Raw genomic sequence first — 15,791 nt, forward strand, 5'->3', positions numbered from 1 at the left:
GGTGTGCGACGGCAGGCTCCCGTGGGAGCCTGCCGTCGCATCAGTGCAGTTCAGCCGGTCCCTGCGGTCGGCCGGACCGGGGACTGTCAGATGTCACTGAGTCTTCGTTCGATATCTGATCTCCGCTCCGCTCCGATCAGATATCGAAGTACATCTCGAACTCGTGCGGGTGCGGGCGGAAGCGGATCGGGTCGACCTCGTTGACGCGCTTCCAGTCGATCCACGTCTCGATGAGGTCCTTGGTGAACACGTCGCCCTCGAGGAGGTACTCGTGGTCGGCCTCGAGCGCGTTGAGCACCTCGGGCAGCGAGCCGGGCACCTGCGAGATGGCCTTGTGCTCCTCGGGCGGGAGCTCGTAGAGGTCCTTGTCCACCGGCTCCGGGGGCTCGATGCGGTTCTTGATGCCGTCGATGCCGGCCATGAGCTGGGCGGAGAACGCCAGGTAGGGGTTCGCCGACGGGTCCGGCACGCGGAACTCGATGCGCTTGGCCTTCGGCGAGGTGCCCGTGATCGGGATGCGCACGCAGGCGGAGCGGTTGCGGGCCGAGTAGACCAGGTTGACCGGAGCCTCGTAGCCCGGGACCAGGCGGTGGTAGGAGTTCACCGTGGGGTTGGTGAAGGCCAGCAGCGACGGGGCGTGCTTGAGCAGGCCGCCGATGTACCAGCGGGCGATGTCGGACAGGCCGCCGTAGCCGCGCTCGTCGTAGAACAGCGGCTCGCCGTCCTTCCACAGCGACTGGTGGCTGTGCATGCCGGAGCCGTTGTCACCGAAGAGCGGCTTGGGCATGAACGTGGCGGTCTTGCCGTGCGCCCACGCGACGTTCTTGATGACGTACTTGAACTTCAGCACGTCGTCTGCGGCGTTGAGCAGCGTGTTGAACCGGTAGTTGATCTCCTGCTGGCCGGCGGTGCCGACCTCGTGGTGGGCGCGCTCGACGGCGAGGCCCACGTCGTGCAGGGTCAGCGTCATCTCGTCGCGGATGTCGGCGAAGTGGTCCACCGGCGGGACGGGGAAGTAGCCACCCTTGTAGCGGGTCTTGTAGCCCTGGTTGCCACCCTCCTCCTCGCGGCCGGAGTTCCAGGCGGCCTCGACGGAGTCGATGAAGTAGTAGCCGGCGTTCTGCTTCGTCTCGAAGCGCACGTCGTCGAAGACGTAGAACTCGGCCTCGGCGCCGAAGTAGGCGGTGTCGGCGATGCCGGTCGACTTCAGGTAGGCCTCGGCCTTGGCGGCGATGTTGCGCGGGTCGCGGCTGTACGGCTCGTCCGTGAACGGGTCCACGATGGAGAAGTTGAGGATCAGCGTCTTCTCTTTGCGGAACGGGTCGACGTAGGCGGTCGTCGGGTCCGGGATGAGCTTCATGTCGGACTCGTGGATCGCCTGGAAACCACGGATCGAGGAGCCGTCGAACATCTGGCCGTTCGAGAACGCGTCCGCGTCGAACGTCTGAGCAGGCACGTTGAAGTGCTGCATCACGCCCGGCAGGTCGCAGAAGCGCACATCGACGAACTTGACGTCCTCGTCCTTGATGAACTTGAGGACCTCGTCAGCGTTGCTGAACATCCAACCTCCTGTGGTGGGGCGGGCACGATCGCCGGCCCGGGTGGGTCGCGTACGACCTTAGCCCCCCGGGATTTCCCGACCATGACCCGAATGTTTCCCCGGTGTTACGGACGGCCCGCCCGCGCAGCCGGCGGCGTGACCGACGTAACCTGTCTCCCGTGGTGGACCGCAAGGACGTCGGCTCGTGGATCGAGGGCCCGCGCGCAGCACGCGCAGGCGAAGGCACCTACCCCGGGCAGCGCCTCGGCCTGCCCGAGCAGGGGCCGGGCTCCGTCGCCCGGTTCGGGCGGCGTCTGGTCGCCATCTTCATCGACTGGACGCTGTGCCAGCTCGTGGCTGTCGCCTTCCTCGGCGGGGAGTTCGGCCGTGGCGGCGCCGGTGGGCTGCTGCCCCTGGCCGTGTTCTTCGCCGAGAACGTCCTGCTCGTCGGCACGGTCGGCTTCACCGTGGGCCACCGCATCATGGGCCTGCGCGTCGTCCGGCTCGGCGGGGCGCCGGCCGGCCCGGTGCCGGGCCTGGTCCGCAGCCTGCTGCTGGCGATCGCCGTCCCGGCCCTGATCTGGGACAAGGACGAGCGCGGCCTGCACGACAAGGCCGCCGGCACCGTCATCCTCCGCACCCGCTGAGGTGGGTTCGCTGCGTGCGTGAGCACGCGGCATACGTCGCGACACCGCTCGTCCCGGTATGCCGTGAGTCGCCCGTGCCTCCCGGCCCGCCGCCCGCACGCATCCGGACACGCCTCAGCCCGCGTTTCCGGCCTCGGACGGGGCGCAAACGCGGGCTGAGAGGTGTTCGGTCGGAGGTCTAGCGGCCGCGCATCGCCTTGCGGTCCATGCGCACGCGGTTCGGGTCGACGCCGGCGGGGATCGGCGGACGCGCGCCGCCGAGGGCCTTGAGCCGCTTGTTGACCTGCGCCGCCTCCTCCTTGGTGAGGGTGGGCTTGAGCCGGCGGATCTGGTTGGCGAGCTTGCGCACCGGGACCGCAGCCTCGTCGTCGCCGATGCGCAGCACCGTCACCGGCACGCCGGGCAGGATGCGGGCGACCTTCTTGCGCTCGGACTCGAGCAGGCGGGAGGCGCGGGCGGAGGGGCCCTCACCGACGAGGACCACGCCGGGACGGCCGGTGGCGCGGAAGACCATCGCGGCCGAGGCCAGGTCGCCGGGGCGCACGGCCTCGGCGGCCACCGGCTGCTGGTCGTAGTACCACCCGCGGCGCAGGGCCGACAGGGCGGCGCCGGCGGCACCGGGCTGGCCCTCGATCGAGCGGTAGGCGGCCCGCTCGGCGCGGCGGCTCATGACCACCATGGCCGCGAGGACACCGAACATCAGGCCGAGGAAGCCGGCGTAGATCGGGTGCCCGACGACGAGGCCGACGACGACGCCGACCAGCGTCACGCCGAGCAGCGCGAGCAGCATCCACCAGCCGATGGCGGGGTCGACCGCGCGGGCGGTCGTGAAGATCTGGCGCATCTGGGCGATGCGGCCGGCCTTCTCGGGCACGGCTGACTGGGGTGAATCCTTGCGGGCCATGGTGTCCAGACTACCGGTCAGGAGGCGCTGCCGAGAGCACGCTGGACCAGCGACGCGGCCTCCTGGCGGGCGGGGGAGGAGGCGGCCTCGGCCAGGTGCGACAGGTGCGCCGGCACCTCGCGGCCCCACTTCTTCATGGCCTGCGCCCAGAGGCGGCCAGCCCGGTAGGAGCTGCGCACCAGCGGCCCGGCCATGACGCCCTTGAAGCCCATCTCCTCGGCGACCTCGCTCCAGTGCACGAACTCCTCGGGCTTGACCCACCGGTCGATCGGGTGGTGCAGCTTGGAGGGGCGCAGGTACTGGGTGATGGTGAGGATGTCGCAGCCGGCGTCGTGCAGGTCGCGGATCGCCTGCTCGATCTCGTGGTCCTCCTCGCCCATGCCCAGGATGAGGTTGGACTTGGTCACCAGCTCGGCCTCGCGGGCCATGGAGAGCACCTTGAGCGACTTCTCGTAGGTGAACGCCGGGCGGATCTTGCGGAAGATCCGGGGCACCGTCTCGAGGTTGTGGGCGAACACCTCGGGGCGGGCGTCGAAGACCTGGCCGACCAGCTCGGGCCGGGCGCCGAAGTCGGGCGGGAGGATCTCGACGCCGGTGTTGGGGTTGAGCGCGTGGATCTGGCGGATCGTCTCGGCGTAGAGACCGGCGGCGCCGTCGGGCTGGTCGTCGCGGGCCACGCCGGTGACGGTGGAGTAGCGCAGGCCCATCTGGCGCACCGACTCGGCGACGCGGCGCGGCTCGTCGAGGTCGAGGGCGGTGGGGCGCCCGGTGGCGATGTCGCAGAAGTCGCAGCGTCGGGTACAGACGTCACCCCCGATGAGGAAGGTGGCCTCCTTGTCCTCCCAGCACTCGAAGATGTTGGGGCAGCCGGCCTCCTGGCAGACGGTGTGCAGCCCCTCGCTCTTCACCATCGAGTGCAGCGCGGTGTACTCCGGCCCCATCTTGGCGGTGGTGCGGATCCACTCCGGCTTGCGCTCTATCGGCGTCTCGGCGTTGCGCGCCTCGACGCGCAGCATGCGGCGACCCTCAGGTGCGACGGTCACAAACGGCTCCCTTGCCAGTCAGAAGAAGGCGGGCGTGCGGTAGCACACCCGGACCGCCCTCCAGACTACGCGCCGTCCCCGACGCTCCCCGCACCCGCCGTGCTCCTCCGGGGGAGCACCGGTATGCCGTGCGCCTCCTGGTCGTCCCGGTCACCTCGGTGCGTCGCCTCACGCACCCATCGTGTCGACCGCGCGGACCGGGGCACACGGCATACCGGTGGGTCTCACCGGGCCGTGTAGCCGCCGTCGATGTAGAGCTCGGAGCCGGTGACGTAGCTGGCGTCGTCGCTGGCGAGGTAGGCGACCCCGGCGGCGATCTCCTCCGGGCGGCCGAGGCGGCCGAGCGGGGTGGCGCTGGTCATCACCGACTCGAACTCGGTGCCCTTGACCGGCGCCAGGATCGGGGTGTCGATGAAGCCGGGGTGGATCGAGTTCACGCGCACGCCGTCGGGGGCCCAGTGCAGGGCGGTGTTCTTGGTCATGAGCCGCACCGCGCCCTTGGCGGCGTGGTAGGCCGGGGAAGTCCCGAAGCCGCCGATCGCGCCGAAGATCGAGCTGATGTTGATGACCGAGCCGTGGCCGGAGGCCTTGAGCAGGGCGGCGGCGGTCTTCATGCCGAGGAACACGCCGGTCTGGTCGATAGAGATGGTCCGCTCCCAGTCGGCCAGGGAGGTGTCCTCGATCGAGGCCAGGTCGCCCATCCCGGCGTTGTTGACGAGGACGTCCAGCCGGCCCTGCTCCGCACGGACCCGCTCGATGACCTCCTGCCAGTCCGTTTCGGAGGAGACGTCGAGGTGGGCGTACTCGGCGGTGCCGCCCTGGTCGCGGATCGCAGCGACGACCTTCTCGCCGAGGTCGTCCTGCACGTCGGTGACCATCACCGTGGCGCCCTCGGCCGCGAGGCGGTGCGCGGTGGCGGCACCGATGCCGCTGGCACCCCCGGTCACCAGGGCCACCCGGTCCTCGAGTCGCTCCATCTCGTCCTCCTGTCCGTGGGGCGCACCGGTGGTGCCCCTCCCTCCAGACAGGCTCACGTGGGGAGGGCGGCGGGGCCAGCGACCTTGGTCCCGCAGGGGTGCGGCACAGGTCCCGGGCGGTGTCGGGCGCCACACCGCGGCGACCTAGAGTTGGCCGAATGGACCTGCGCATCTTCACCGAGCCCCAGCAGGGGGCCACCTACGGCCAGCAGCTCGCGATGGCCCGCCGCGCCGAGGAGTGCGGCTACTCGGCGTTCTTCCGCTCCGACCACCTGCTCGCGATGGGCGACGGCGACGGGCTGCCGGGTCCGACCGACACCTGGACCACGCTGGCCGGCCTGGCCCGCGAGACCCTGACGATCCGGCTGGGCACGCTGGTGACCTCGGCGACGTTCCGCCACCCCGGCATGCTCGCGGTGCAGGTGGCCCAGGTCGACGAGATGTCCGGTGGCCGGGTGGAGCTCGGCCTGGGGGCCGGGTGGTTCGAGGCCGAGCACCTGGCCTATGGCATCCCGTTCCCGGAGGCGGTGGGCGAGCGCTTCGACCGGCTCGAGGAGCAGCTCGCGGTGATCACCGGCCTGTGGGAGACCCCGGCGGGCGAGCGCTTCTCCTTCGACGGCAAGCACTACCAGCTCACCGACAGCCCCGCGCTGCCCAAGCCCGAGCAGGACGCCGTGCCGATCGTCATCGGCGGCAAGGGCAGGAAGCGCACGCCCGAGCTGGTCGCCCGCTACGGCAGCGAGTTCAACCTGCCGTTCGTGTCGGTGGAGGAGTCCGCCGAGAAGTTCGAGAACGTGCGCGCGGTCGCCCGTGAACATGACCGCGACCCGGCCACGATCACGATGTCCAACGCGCTGGTGCTGTGCGCCGGCGCCACCTGGGACGAGCTGACCCGCCGGTCCGAGGCGATCGGGCGCGACCTGGCCGAGCTGCGCGAGAACGGCCTGGCCGGCTCCCCGGCCGAGATCGTCGACACGATCGGCCGCTACGCCGAGGCCGGCTCGCAGCGGATCTACCTGCAGGTGCTCGACCTGTCCGACCTGGACCACCTCGACCTCGTGGCCAGCGAGGTCATCCCCCAGCTCGGCTGAGGCCGGCCCCCGTCCGAGGCGCGGTGCCCGGGTCCGGCCCGGGCACAGCGGCTCGGCGTGTGGCAGGTGATGTGGGTCAGGCGACGTCCCGGCGCCGGAACACGGCGACCGTCAGTGCCAGCGCCGCGGCCAGCACCACGGCAAGGACGAGCGAGCTGTGGCCGAACGTGATGGCCCGTCGGACGGTCTGGCAGCCGTAGCTGCCGTCGGGCGCGACCGTGCAGACGTCGAGGCCGTAGGACGTGCCGTGCTCGAGCCAGCCGATGACGTTGGTCTGCAGCAGCCAGGGCTTGACGCCGCTGAACCGGTTGCCCAGCAGCCCCTCGACGACCACCAGGTATCCGATGACGACCCCGAGGGCCGCCGCGGTGTGGCGCAGCAGGAGGGCGAGGGCCGCGCCGGCCAGGCCCGCCGCCGCGGTCACCGCGACGGCGCGACCCGACTGGCCGGACAGGGTCGACCACAGGCCGGCCGGGGTGTGAGCGCCGGGGTTGTAGTGCTGCACGAGCAGCCACCCGGTCGTCAGCACCAGGCCCACGGCGGCAGTCCCGACGACGGCGGTGCCCGACACCACAGCGACCAGCTTGCTGCCCAGCACCCGCAGCCGGCGCGGTTCGAAGGTCAGCCAGGTGCCGAGGGCCCCGCTGGCGACCTCGGCCCCGGTGAACCCGGCGCCCACCACGAAGGCCACGAACGCGACGAGGTAGGCGGCGCCCTCGAGGCCGCTGGGCACGAGGTCGTCGAGCCGCGGCCGGGGCTTGCCGTAGTTCTCGAGCCTGGGCTCCATGTTGTCGCAGCCGAAGTCCGCCTTCGGGTCGGTCTTGCGCGCGTCGGCCTGCCCGGCGAGGCAGTCGGTGCGCATCTGGTCACCGTGGGCCAGCCAGTCCTGGCGGGCCTGGTTGTATGCCGCCGTGGCCGCTTGTCGCTGCGAGGTGGTGAGCGGGCGGGCCTGGTCCCACATGCCGTAGCCCATGAAGGCCAGGCCGACCACGACGCCGATCAGCCCGATCACCGTGAGCCGGCGGGCGCGGAGCCGGCGCAGCTCGACCGCCACGAGGCGCCTCATCGTGCCGCTCCCGCGGCCCGCAGGTCCTCGCCGCTGGTGAGCGAGAGGAAGACCGACTCGAGGTCCGCCCGCACGGTGACCAGCTGGTTGACGAACAGTCCATGGTGCGCGAGCCGGCGGGTCACCTCGGCCGGGTCCCCGAGGCCCTCGACGAGAAGGTCCGGACCGTCGGGTCGCACCACCATCCCGCCCTCGAGGAGCACCCGGTGCGCCTGGTCGCGGTCGTCGACACCGACGCGGACCGCGCCGGCGGACTGGCCGCCGATGACCTCGGCCACGGGCCCCGACGCGAGCAGGCGGCCGTGCCCGATGATCGACACCGAGTCGGCCACCTGCTCGACCTCGGCGAGGATGTGGCTGCTGACGAGGACCGTCCGGCCGCGCTCGCCCAGCCCGCGCATCGTGTCCCGGATCTCGCGGATCCCGGCCGGGTCGAGGCCGTTGGTGGGCTCGTCGAAGATCAGCAGGTCGGGTTTCTTGAGCAGCGTGGCGGCCACGGCGAGGCGCTGCTTCATCCCGAGGGAGTAGCTCTTGAACCGGTCGGTACCGCGCTCGCCCAGTCCCGTCTCCTCGAGGACCTCGCTCACCGCGGAGCGCGGCGTCCCGATGGCGTCGGCGAGCAGCTCGAGGTTGCGTCGGCCGGAGAACGCCGGGAAGAACTTCGGCTGCTCCACGATCGCACCGACGCGGGCGATGACCTCCGGCAGCCGCTCCGGGACGCGGTGGCCAAAGACCGTCATGGTGCCCGCGTCGGCCCGGACCAGCCCCAGCAGCATGCGGATGGAGGTCGTCTTGCCCGAGCCGTTGGGGCCGAGGAACCCGTGGACCCCGCCCACCGGGACGTCCAGGTCGAGCCCCTCCACCGCCACGCGACGTCCCTTGCGCGTGCGGTAGGTCTTGCGCAGTCCCCGCGTCGAGATCGCGAGCTCCGCCGTCGTCCCAGCCACGTCCACCCCCCGGTGCCCCACCCGCAGCCGGTCGGCGACGGGTCGGCACACGGTAGCGCCGGGCTGCGCGCCCGGCGGCGCGACGCGCGGCTCAGCCCAGGGTGAGGACGTCGGCCAGGTGCTTCTCGGCGTAGGGGAGCACCTCGGACACCGTCACGTCCCGGCCGAGCTCCTGGCTCAGCGAGGTCACGCCGGCGTCGGCGATGCCGCACGGGATGATCACCTGCGCCCAGGACAGGTCGCAGTCGCAGTTGAGCGAGAAGCCGTGCATCGTCACCTCCTGGCTGACCCGGATGCCGATGGCGCCGATCTTGCGGTCGGGGCCGCGCTCGTCGGCGGCGACCCACACCCCGCTGCGGCCCTCGACGCGACCGGCCTCGAGGCCGAGGTCGGCGCAGACCCGGATCATCATCTCCTCGAGCCGGCGCACATGGGCGACCACGTCGACCGGGGAGGGCAGCCGCACGATCGGGTAGCCCACGAGCTGGCCCGGCCCGTGCCAGGTGATCTTGCCGCCTCGGTCCACGTCGACCACCGGGGTGCCGTCGAAGGGCCGCTCGTGCGGCTCGGTGCGCTTGCCCGCGGTGTAGACCCGCTCGTGCTCCAACAGCAGCACGGTGTCCTCACCGCCGGCCACCACGCCCGCGTGGACCTCGCGCTGCGTGTCCCACGCCGCGCGGTAGTCGACGTAGTCCGGTGCAAACCCCAGGTGCTCGAAACGCATGCCTGCAGGGTACGCCGCCGGCGCGGCATACCCAGCAAGCCCATAGGCTTTATCCAACGGACGGTTGAGCTGGGGAGCGGCAGGTCATGACACGGCACGACATCACGCCGGAGCAGGAGAACGCGGAGCGGGCCAAGGCCCCCGGGCGGACGCGGGCGGTCCGCCTGGTGGCGGTGCTGCTGGTGGCCCTGGCCTGGTTCGCCATCGGCAGCGTCGGCGGCCCGCTGGTCGGCAAGCTCAGCGAAGTGCAGAAGAACGACAACGCCTCGTTCCTGCCCAAGTCGGCCGAGTCGACCGAGGTGCAGAAGCTCGCGGGGAAGTTCACCGACACGAGCACGCTGCCCTACTTCGTCGTGGTCGAGCGGCCCGGCGGGCTCAAGCCCGCCGACCAGGCCGCCGTGCAGCAGTTCATCGCCGGTATCCCGGACCTCACCTTCGCGGGCAAGGGCCGGACCCTGGGGGAGTACCTCAAGGAGACGCCCAGATTCGCGGTGCCGAGCCAGGACAGGCAGGCGCTCCTCGTGCCGGTACCCCTGGACAGCAAGAAGGCCGCCGAGCCGTTGCAGGGCTCCTCGGCGCTCTACGAGGGCGCCAAGGCAATGCGTGAGTCAGCGGCCAACACCCTTGCCCCGCAAGGCCTGAAGGTCTACGTCACCGGCCCCGGCGGCATCCTCGCCGACTTCGTCACCGCGTTCAGCGGCATCGACGGCATCCTGCTCGTCGTCGCCCTCGGCGTCGTCTTCGTCATCCTGCTCGTGGTCTACCGCAGCCCGATCCTGCCGTTTGCGGTGCTCATCACCTCGATGTTCGGCCTCGCCGCCGCCGCGCTGGTGATCTACCCGCTGGCCAAGAACGGCACGATCGACCTCAACGGCCAGAGCCAGGGCATCCTCTCGATCCTCGTCGTCGGTGCCTCCACCGACTACGCCCTGCTGCTCGTCTCCCGCTACCGGGAGGAGCTGCACGACCACCCGAGCAAGTGGGCGGCGATGCGCGCGTCCTGGCGTGCCGCCGCCGAGCCGATCATCGCCAGTGGCGCGACCGTCATCCTCGGCCTGCTCTGCCTGATGCTCTCCCAGCTCGGCAACACCCGCGGGCTCGGTCCGGTGGGCGCGCTCGGCATCGCCGGGGCGCTGCTCTCGGCCCTGACGTTCCTGCCGGCGGTGCTGCTGCTGTTCGGCCGCAAGATCTTCTGGCCGCTCATCCCGCGCGTGGACCACGTGCACGCCGAGGACTCCGTGGGCCGGCGTGGCATCTGGGGCCGCGTCGCCGGGCTCGTCGGTCGCCACCCGCGCCGGGTGTGGGTCACCACCCTCGTCCTCCTGCTGGCGTGCGTCGCGTTCGTCCCGACGCTGAAGGCCTCGGGCATCTCCCAGTCGCAGATCTTCCTCAACAAGGTCGAGTCCGTCACCGGCCAGGAGGTCCTCGCCCGTCACTTCCCGGCCGGGTCGGGCACCCCCGTCCAGATCGTCGCGCCGGCAGACAAGGCCCAGGCGGTCGTCACCCGAGCCAAGGCCGAGAGCGGCGTCGCGGCGGTGGCGGTCGGGGACAACCCGGCCGCACCGCCCAAGGTCGTCGACGGCCAGGTGCTGGTGCAGGCCACCCTCACGCCTGCCGCCGACAGCCCCGCGGCCGAGACCGTGGTGGAGAACCTGCGCCGCGACCTCCACCAGGTGAGCCCTGCCGTGCGGGTCGGCGGCAGCACCGCCATCAACCTCGACGTCCGGCACGCCAGCGAGCGGGACCTGAAGGTCATCATCCCGACGATCCTGGCGGTCATCTTCGTCGTGCTGATGCTGCTGCTGCGCTCGTTCGTGGCGCCGGTGGTGCTCGTCGTCGCCAACGTCATCTCCTTCGCCGCCACCCTGGGCGTCGCCGCGCTGGTGTTCAACCACGTCTTCGACTTCCCGGGCAGCGACCCGTCCACGCCGCTCTACGCGTTCGTGTTCCTCGTCGCGCTGGGCATCGACTACTCGATCTTCCTCATGACCCGGGTGCGTGAGGAGTCGCAGGAGCGGGGCACCCGGCCGGGCATCCTCGTCGGGCTCGCCGTCACCGGCGGTGTCATCACCAGCGCCGGCGTCGTGCTCGCCGCGACGTTCTCCGCGCTGGCGGTGCTGCCGATCCTGTTCCTGGTGCAGATCGCGTTCATCGTGGCTTTCGGTGTCCTCCTCGACACCCTGGTCGTGCGCTCGCTGCTCGTGCCCGCGTTCGCCTACGACATCGACTCCCGGATCTGGTGGCCGGGCCGGCTCTCCCGGTAGCGGTCCGGCGGGCTGCCCGGCGCCGACCGGCGTCGGTCCGTGCATCCGTCGCGGCATAGGGTCGTCCCGTGACGAACGTCGGTCTTGCAGGGTTCGGCTCCGCCGGACAGGGAATCCACGCTCCGCTGATGCGTGCCGCCGGCCTGACGGTCGCGGCCGTGTCGACGTCCAACGCCGAGCGCGCGGCGCAGGCCCGGGAGGAGAACCCGGGCGCCGAGGTCGTCCCCGACCTCGACGCGCTGCTCGCGACGCCCGGGCTCGACCTGGTCGTGCTGGCCACGCCCAGCGGCGCCCATGCCGCCCAGGCCCGGCAGGTCATCGAGGCGGGTCTGCCCGTGGTCGTCGACAAGCCGCTGGCCACCAGCGCGCCGGACGCCCACTCGGTCGTCGAGGCGGCGGCCGCGGCCGGGGTGCCGTTGACCGTGTTCCAGAACCGGCGCTTCGACGCCGAGCACGTCACCGCCCGCGAGCTGGTCCGCGACGGCGAGCTCGGCGACGTCTTCCGTGCCGAGATCCGTTGGGAGCGCTGGCGTCCGGAGCCCAAGGACCGCTGGCGCGAGAACGCCGCCTGGCAGGACGGCGGCGGCATCATGCTCGACCTGCAGACCCACCTGCTGGACCAGGCGGTGGACCTGTTCGGCCCCGTTGAGGCGGTCTACGCCGAGGTCGCCGCGCACACCACCACCGCCGAGGACGAGGCGTTCCTGGCATGCCGCCACGCCTCCGGCGTGCGCAGCCACCTGGGCACCACGTCGGTGGCGGCGGCCCCCGGGCCGCGCCTGCGGCTGCTCGGGCGTCGGGCGGCCTACGTGCTCAACGAGTTCGAGAGCGACCTCGACATCTACGTCGACCTGCGCAACCAGGACGCCGACCACTGCGGCTGGGTCTATGCCGGCGAGACACGCCGGCCGGTGCGGCGCCGGGACTCCAGCCAGGTCGACTTCTACCGCAGGGTCGCGCAGGCCCTCACGGCCGCCGACTCGCAGGCCGCGATGCCGGTCGACCCGCGCGACGCCGTGCACACCCTGGCGGTCATCGACGCCGCCCGTGTCAGCGCCGGCACCGGGACCGTGGCCCGGGTGCAGACCCCCGGCGCCTGAGGCACCCAGCCCCTCGACGCGTCGTATGCCGTGTGGTCACCTGCCGTGTGGTCAGCCCGGCGGTGACCACACGGCATACCGGTGGTGGGGTCAGAGGCGACGCGGCTCGAGGCGCTCCTCGACGGCGCTGTCGCCGTCACGGGTGACGATGTAGGCGCCCTTGCCGTCCTGCTCGGTGACGGCCTCGACGAGCTCGGTGCCGCGGTAGAGCAGGCCGACGCCGTCGTCGGTGCAGTGCGTCGTGGGCAGCGTGCCGTCGGCGACCAGGCGGTGCACCAGGGGCCGGCGTCGTGCCTCGCTGTCGTAGTGCACGCCGTTGCCGTAGGGCAGGAAGCCCAGGGCGTTGGTGACCGCGCGCAGCTCGGCGCCGAAGGAGTCGGTGGTGCCGCCCTCGAACCAGCAGATCGACCCGGCCGAGACACCGGCGAGGACCACGCCGGCCTCCCAGACGCGGCGCAGGATCTGGTCGAGGTCGTGCACGCGCCACACGGCCAGCAGGTTGGCCACCGAGCCGCCGTTGACCCAGACCACGTCCTGCTCCAGCAGGTGGCCCTCGACGTCCTCGACGTTGGGCATGGTGAACAGGTTGAGGTGGCTCATCGCGTAGCCCGCGTGCCGGCCGGCCTCGTCCATCTCGGCGTTGAACCAGCGCTGGTCGCCCATGGCCGTGCCGATGTGGCAGACCTTGGGGATACGCGCGTCGGCGCCGGACAGATCCACGGCATAGTGGACGAGCTCAGCGAACTCGAAGCGCAGGCGCTCGTGCATCCGGTAGCCGCCGGAGGTGGCGAGGATCGTGGGGGTGTCGGTTGCCATGCGCGAAACCCTAGGGGGTGTCTGCGATGGAGCAGCCCACGGTGCCCGGGTGTCTCCTGCTCGGCCAGGTCGGGCGGGGCGCGTCGGGCACGGTCTGGCTCGCCGAACGGGATCGGGACGGCGCCCGGGTGGCCGTGAAGGTGTTGTCCGGCAACGGTTCCCGGGCCGAGCTCAGTGACCAGGCGTTGCGTGAGCTGGCTGTGCTCAGCCGCACGGCCGGGGACCACGTGGTCCGGCTGCACGACGCGGTGCCGCTGGCCGACGGGAGGCTGGCGCTCGTCCTCGACCTCGCCGACGGCGGCAGCCTGGCCCGGGTCGTGGCCGGTCGCGGGCACCTGTCGGCGGGGGAGGCCGTCACCGTCCTCACCCCGCTCGCCGGTGCGCTGGCCCAGCTGCACGAGGTGGGCGTGGTGCACGCCGACGTCTCGCCGGCGAACGTGCTGTTCACTCGTGAGGGCAAGCCCATGCTGGCGGACCTGGGCGTTGCGCGGCTGGCGGGGGAGGACCCCGGCGACGGGCACGGCACCCCCGGTTACGTCGCGCCGGAGGTCGTCGACGGGGCGAGCGCCAGCCCGGCGGCCGACGTGCACGCCCTGGGCGCCGTGGGCTGGCTGGCGCTGACCGGGGCCGCGCCCCCGCCACCGGCGGTCCGGCCGCCGCTGGCCACGCTCGGGACCGGAGCCCCGGCGGCGCTGGTGGGCCTCGTGGAGCGGTGCCTGGCCCCGGACCCGGCGGACCGCCCCAGCGCGCGAGAGGCCGCCGTGGCCGCCTACGCCGCGGCTCCGGCCGAGCCCGTGCGGCTGGCCACCGGGGAGGACCCGGCGGGTGACCTCACGCACCGGCTGCGCGCCCAGGCTGCGGCCGACCGCGTGGCGCCGGTGCCGTCGAGGTGGCGGCGCGCGGCGAGCCGGCTGCGTCCCGTGCTGCGTCGTGTGCCCGGCAGGTCGCGGGGGAAGGGCACGACGGTATCCACGGACGCGGCCACCCGTGCCGCCTCCCTTCGCCGTCGCCGCACCTGGGCCCTCCCCGGTGTTGCGCTGCTGGCGGTGGTTCTGCTCGGCGCCTCGGGCGCCTGGGCGGCGGCACGCCACACCGCGCCGGCGGCGCCCGGGGCGCCGGGCGCGCCGGTCGGCGGCGGTGCCGTCCTGGACCGGCAGGCCCCGGCGCATGCCCCGCGAGAGCTGTTGCAGCAGCTGGCCGACCGTCGTGCCGCCGCCTGGACGTCCCGCGACCCGGCCGCGCTGGCGGCGGTCGACGCGCCCGGCTCACCGGCCCTGCAGACCGATGTTGCCCACGTCGGCACGCTGCTGTCGCGGCACGCGAGCTACCGCGGGCTGCGGCTCACGGTGCGCGCCGCCTCGGGCACCCTGGCCGGCACCACGGCGACGCTGCGGGCGCGCGTCGACACCGCGGCATACGTCGTGGTCGAGGACGGGGGAGCGACCCTGGCGCGGCCGGCGGTCGCCGGGCCGCCGCTGACGTTCACGCTGGCCTGGACGAGCCAGGGGTGGCGCATCGTCAGCTACCGCTGAGCGAGCGCATGGCCGGCCGTGACGCGAGCCGGCCGTGCAGGGGTCAGGCGGCGAGCCCGGCCTGGTCGACGAGCCAGGCGGCGGCCTGCTCGAGTGTGTCGTGCTCGAACGTGAAGCCCGAGGCGGTGAGGGCGCTCGGCATGACCCGCGCGCTGCCGAGCACGTCGTCGGCGAACTCGCCCAGGACCGCCTTCAACGCGAACCCGGGGGCCGGCAGCACCGAGGGGCGGTGCAGCTCGGTCGCCACCGCACGGGCGACGTCGGCCTGGTGGGCCGGCGCCGGCCCGACGAGGTTGACCGGGCCGGTCACGTCCTCGCGGTCGATGAGGTGCGCGTAGCCGCGCACGACGTCACGCAGGGTGACCCAGCTCCAGTACTGCCGGCCCGACCCGAGCGGGCCGAGCAGGCCGAGCCGGCCGAGGGTGAGCAGCCGCTCGAACGCCCCGCCGTCGGGGGACATGACCAGGCCGGTGCGGGCCATCGCCACGGGCAGCCCAGCGTCGGCCGCAGGCTTGGTGGCCGACTCCCAGGCGCGCACCACGTCGGCGAGGAAGCCCTGGCCCGGCTCGCTGTCCTCGGTGAGGACCTCCTCGCCCCGGTCCGAGCCGTAGATCCCGATCGCCGAGGCGTTGACCAGCCGCACCGGCTCGTGGAGGTCGGCCAGCGCCGAGGCGATGGTGTGGGTGCTGTCGACGCGGGAGGCGAAGATCTCCTGCTTGTAGGCGGGCGTCCACCGCTTGCCGCCCACGTTGGCGCCGGCGAGGTTGACCACCGCGGTCACGCCCGACAGGGCGGCCGGGTCGAGCTGGCGGTGACGGGGGTCCCAGCCGATCTCGGAGGCGGTGCGCGGCTCCCGGCGCACCACGTGGAGCACCTCGTCGCCGCGGCCGCTCAGGAATGCCGACAGCGCGCCGCCGATCAGGCCGGAGGCTCCGGTGATGGCGACGCGCTGTGGCATCGTGTCGTCCCCGCTCAGAGGCCGAGGGACGCCTCGAAGGCGCCCTCCTCGAGCCGCTGCTTCATCGTCGACAGGAAGCGCGCCGCGTCGGCGCCGTCGACGATCCGGTGGTCGTAGGACAGGGCGAGGTACATCATCGAGCGGATCGCGATGGTCTCGCCGCCGTCCGCGTCGGTCACCAC

General features: G+C 72.5%; 15 protein-coding genes. 5 read left to right on the forward strand and 10 right to left on the reverse strand.

Annotation, left to right across the window (positions count from 1 at the left end):
* Positions 1–136: 136 nt before the first annotated feature.
* Positions 137–1,561, reverse strand: coding sequence for a type I glutamate--ammonia ligase (gene glnA, locus ACXVGS_RS16590; protein ID WP_141788075.1), 1,425 nt, complete (start codon positions 1,559–1,561; stop codon positions 137–139).
* A 158-nt stretch (positions 1,562–1,719) separates the two neighbouring features.
* Here glnA and ACXVGS_RS16595 point away from each other — a divergent pair, with 158 nt between their 5' ends.
* Positions 1,720–2,187 carry an RDD family protein gene (locus tag ACXVGS_RS16595; protein WP_458530696.1) on the forward strand — a complete coding sequence of 156 codons (468 nt, stop codon included), beginning with the start codon at positions 1,720–1,722 and terminating at the stop codon, positions 2,185–2,187.
* A 178-nt stretch (positions 2,188–2,365) separates the two neighbouring features.
* Here the strand turns inward: ACXVGS_RS16595 and ACXVGS_RS16600 are convergent, their stop codons facing one another.
* The 3 genes from ACXVGS_RS16600 to ACXVGS_RS16610 form a co-directional block, all read right to left on the reverse strand.
* Positions 2,366–3,091: a DUF4191 domain-containing protein gene (locus tag ACXVGS_RS16600; RefSeq protein ID WP_458530695.1), complete on the reverse strand. Its 726-nt coding sequence runs from the start codon at positions 3,089–3,091 to the stop codon at positions 2,366–2,368.
* A gap of 17 nt (positions 3,092–3,108) precedes the next feature.
* Positions 3,109–4,134, reverse strand: coding sequence for a lipoyl synthase (gene lipA / locus ACXVGS_RS16605; protein ID WP_458530694.1), 1,026 nt, complete (start codon positions 4,132–4,134; stop codon positions 3,109–3,111).
* Positions 4,135–4,358: 224 nt separating this feature from the next.
* The gene (locus ACXVGS_RS16610; RefSeq protein ID WP_458532152.1) at positions 4,359–5,111 is read right to left on the reverse strand and encodes an SDR family NAD(P)-dependent oxidoreductase; all 753 of its coding nucleotides are present in this window, start codon (positions 5,109–5,111) and stop codon (positions 4,359–4,361) included.
* 158 nt (positions 5,112–5,269) lie between these two features.
* On the opposite strand from ACXVGS_RS16610, the gene ACXVGS_RS16615 reads away from it, so the two are divergent.
* Positions 5,270–6,202 carry an LLM class F420-dependent oxidoreductase gene (locus tag ACXVGS_RS16615; RefSeq protein WP_458530692.1) on the forward strand — a complete coding sequence of 311 codons (933 nt, stop codon included), beginning with the start codon at positions 5,270–5,272 and terminating at the stop codon, positions 6,200–6,202.
* 76 nt (positions 6,203–6,278) lie between these two features.
* Here ACXVGS_RS16615 and ACXVGS_RS16620 read toward each other — a convergent pair whose 3' ends face one another.
* The 3 genes from ACXVGS_RS16620 to lipB form a co-directional block, all read right to left on the reverse strand.
* Positions 6,279–7,268: a hypothetical protein gene (locus ACXVGS_RS16620; RefSeq protein WP_458533806.1), complete on the reverse strand. Its 990-nt coding sequence runs from the start codon at positions 7,266–7,268 to the stop codon at positions 6,279–6,281.
* Positions 7,265–8,215, reverse strand: coding sequence for an ABC transporter ATP-binding protein (locus ACXVGS_RS16625; protein WP_458530690.1), 951 nt, complete (start codon positions 8,213–8,215; stop codon positions 7,265–7,267). Before ACXVGS_RS16625 ends, ACXVGS_RS16620 begins: the two co-directional genes overlap by 4 nt.
* Before the next feature lie 91 nt (positions 8,216–8,306).
* The gene (gene lipB / locus ACXVGS_RS16630; protein ID WP_458530689.1) at positions 8,307–8,939 is read right to left on the reverse strand and encodes a lipoyl(octanoyl) transferase LipB; all 633 of its coding nucleotides are present in this window, start codon (positions 8,937–8,939) and stop codon (positions 8,307–8,309) included.
* A gap of 86 nt (positions 8,940–9,025) precedes the next feature.
* On the opposite strand from lipB, the gene ACXVGS_RS16635 reads away from it, so the two are divergent.
* Both ACXVGS_RS16635 and ACXVGS_RS16640 read left to right on the forward strand, forming a co-directional pair.
* Entirely contained in the window at positions 9,026–11,203 is a 2,178-nt protein-coding gene (locus tag ACXVGS_RS16635) for an MMPL family transporter (RefSeq protein WP_458530688.1), read from the forward strand.
* A gap of 68 nt (positions 11,204–11,271) precedes the next feature.
* Entirely contained in the window at positions 11,272–12,303 is a 1,032-nt protein-coding gene (locus ACXVGS_RS16640) for a Gfo/Idh/MocA family protein (protein WP_458537202.1), read from the forward strand.
* Positions 12,304–12,393: 90 nt separating this feature from the next.
* Here the strand turns inward: ACXVGS_RS16640 and ACXVGS_RS16645 are convergent, their stop codons facing one another.
* Positions 12,394–13,119, reverse strand: a complete 726-nt coding sequence (locus ACXVGS_RS16645) for a Type 1 glutamine amidotransferase-like domain-containing protein (protein WP_458530686.1) — start codon at positions 13,117–13,119, stop codon at positions 12,394–12,396.
* 26 nt (positions 13,120–13,145) lie between these two features.
* On the opposite strand from ACXVGS_RS16645, the gene ACXVGS_RS16650 reads away from it, so the two are divergent.
* Positions 13,146–14,651, forward strand: coding sequence for a protein kinase domain-containing protein (locus tag ACXVGS_RS16650; RefSeq protein WP_458535704.1), 1,506 nt, complete (start codon positions 13,146–13,148; stop codon positions 14,649–14,651).
* Between the two features lie 43 nt (positions 14,652–14,694).
* Here the strand turns inward: ACXVGS_RS16650 and ACXVGS_RS16655 are convergent, their stop codons facing one another.
* Positions 14,695–15,609: a TIGR01777 family oxidoreductase gene (locus ACXVGS_RS16655; protein ID WP_458530684.1), complete on the reverse strand. Its 915-nt coding sequence runs from the start codon at positions 15,607–15,609 to the stop codon at positions 14,695–14,697.
* A gap of 14 nt (positions 15,610–15,623) precedes the next feature.
* On the reverse strand, positions 15,624–15,791 hold a 168-nt coding region (locus tag ACXVGS_RS16660), incomplete at its 5' end, for a 2-oxo acid dehydrogenase subunit E2 (protein WP_458530698.1).

It is taken from the genome of Oryzihumus sp., from assembly GCF_054325275.1.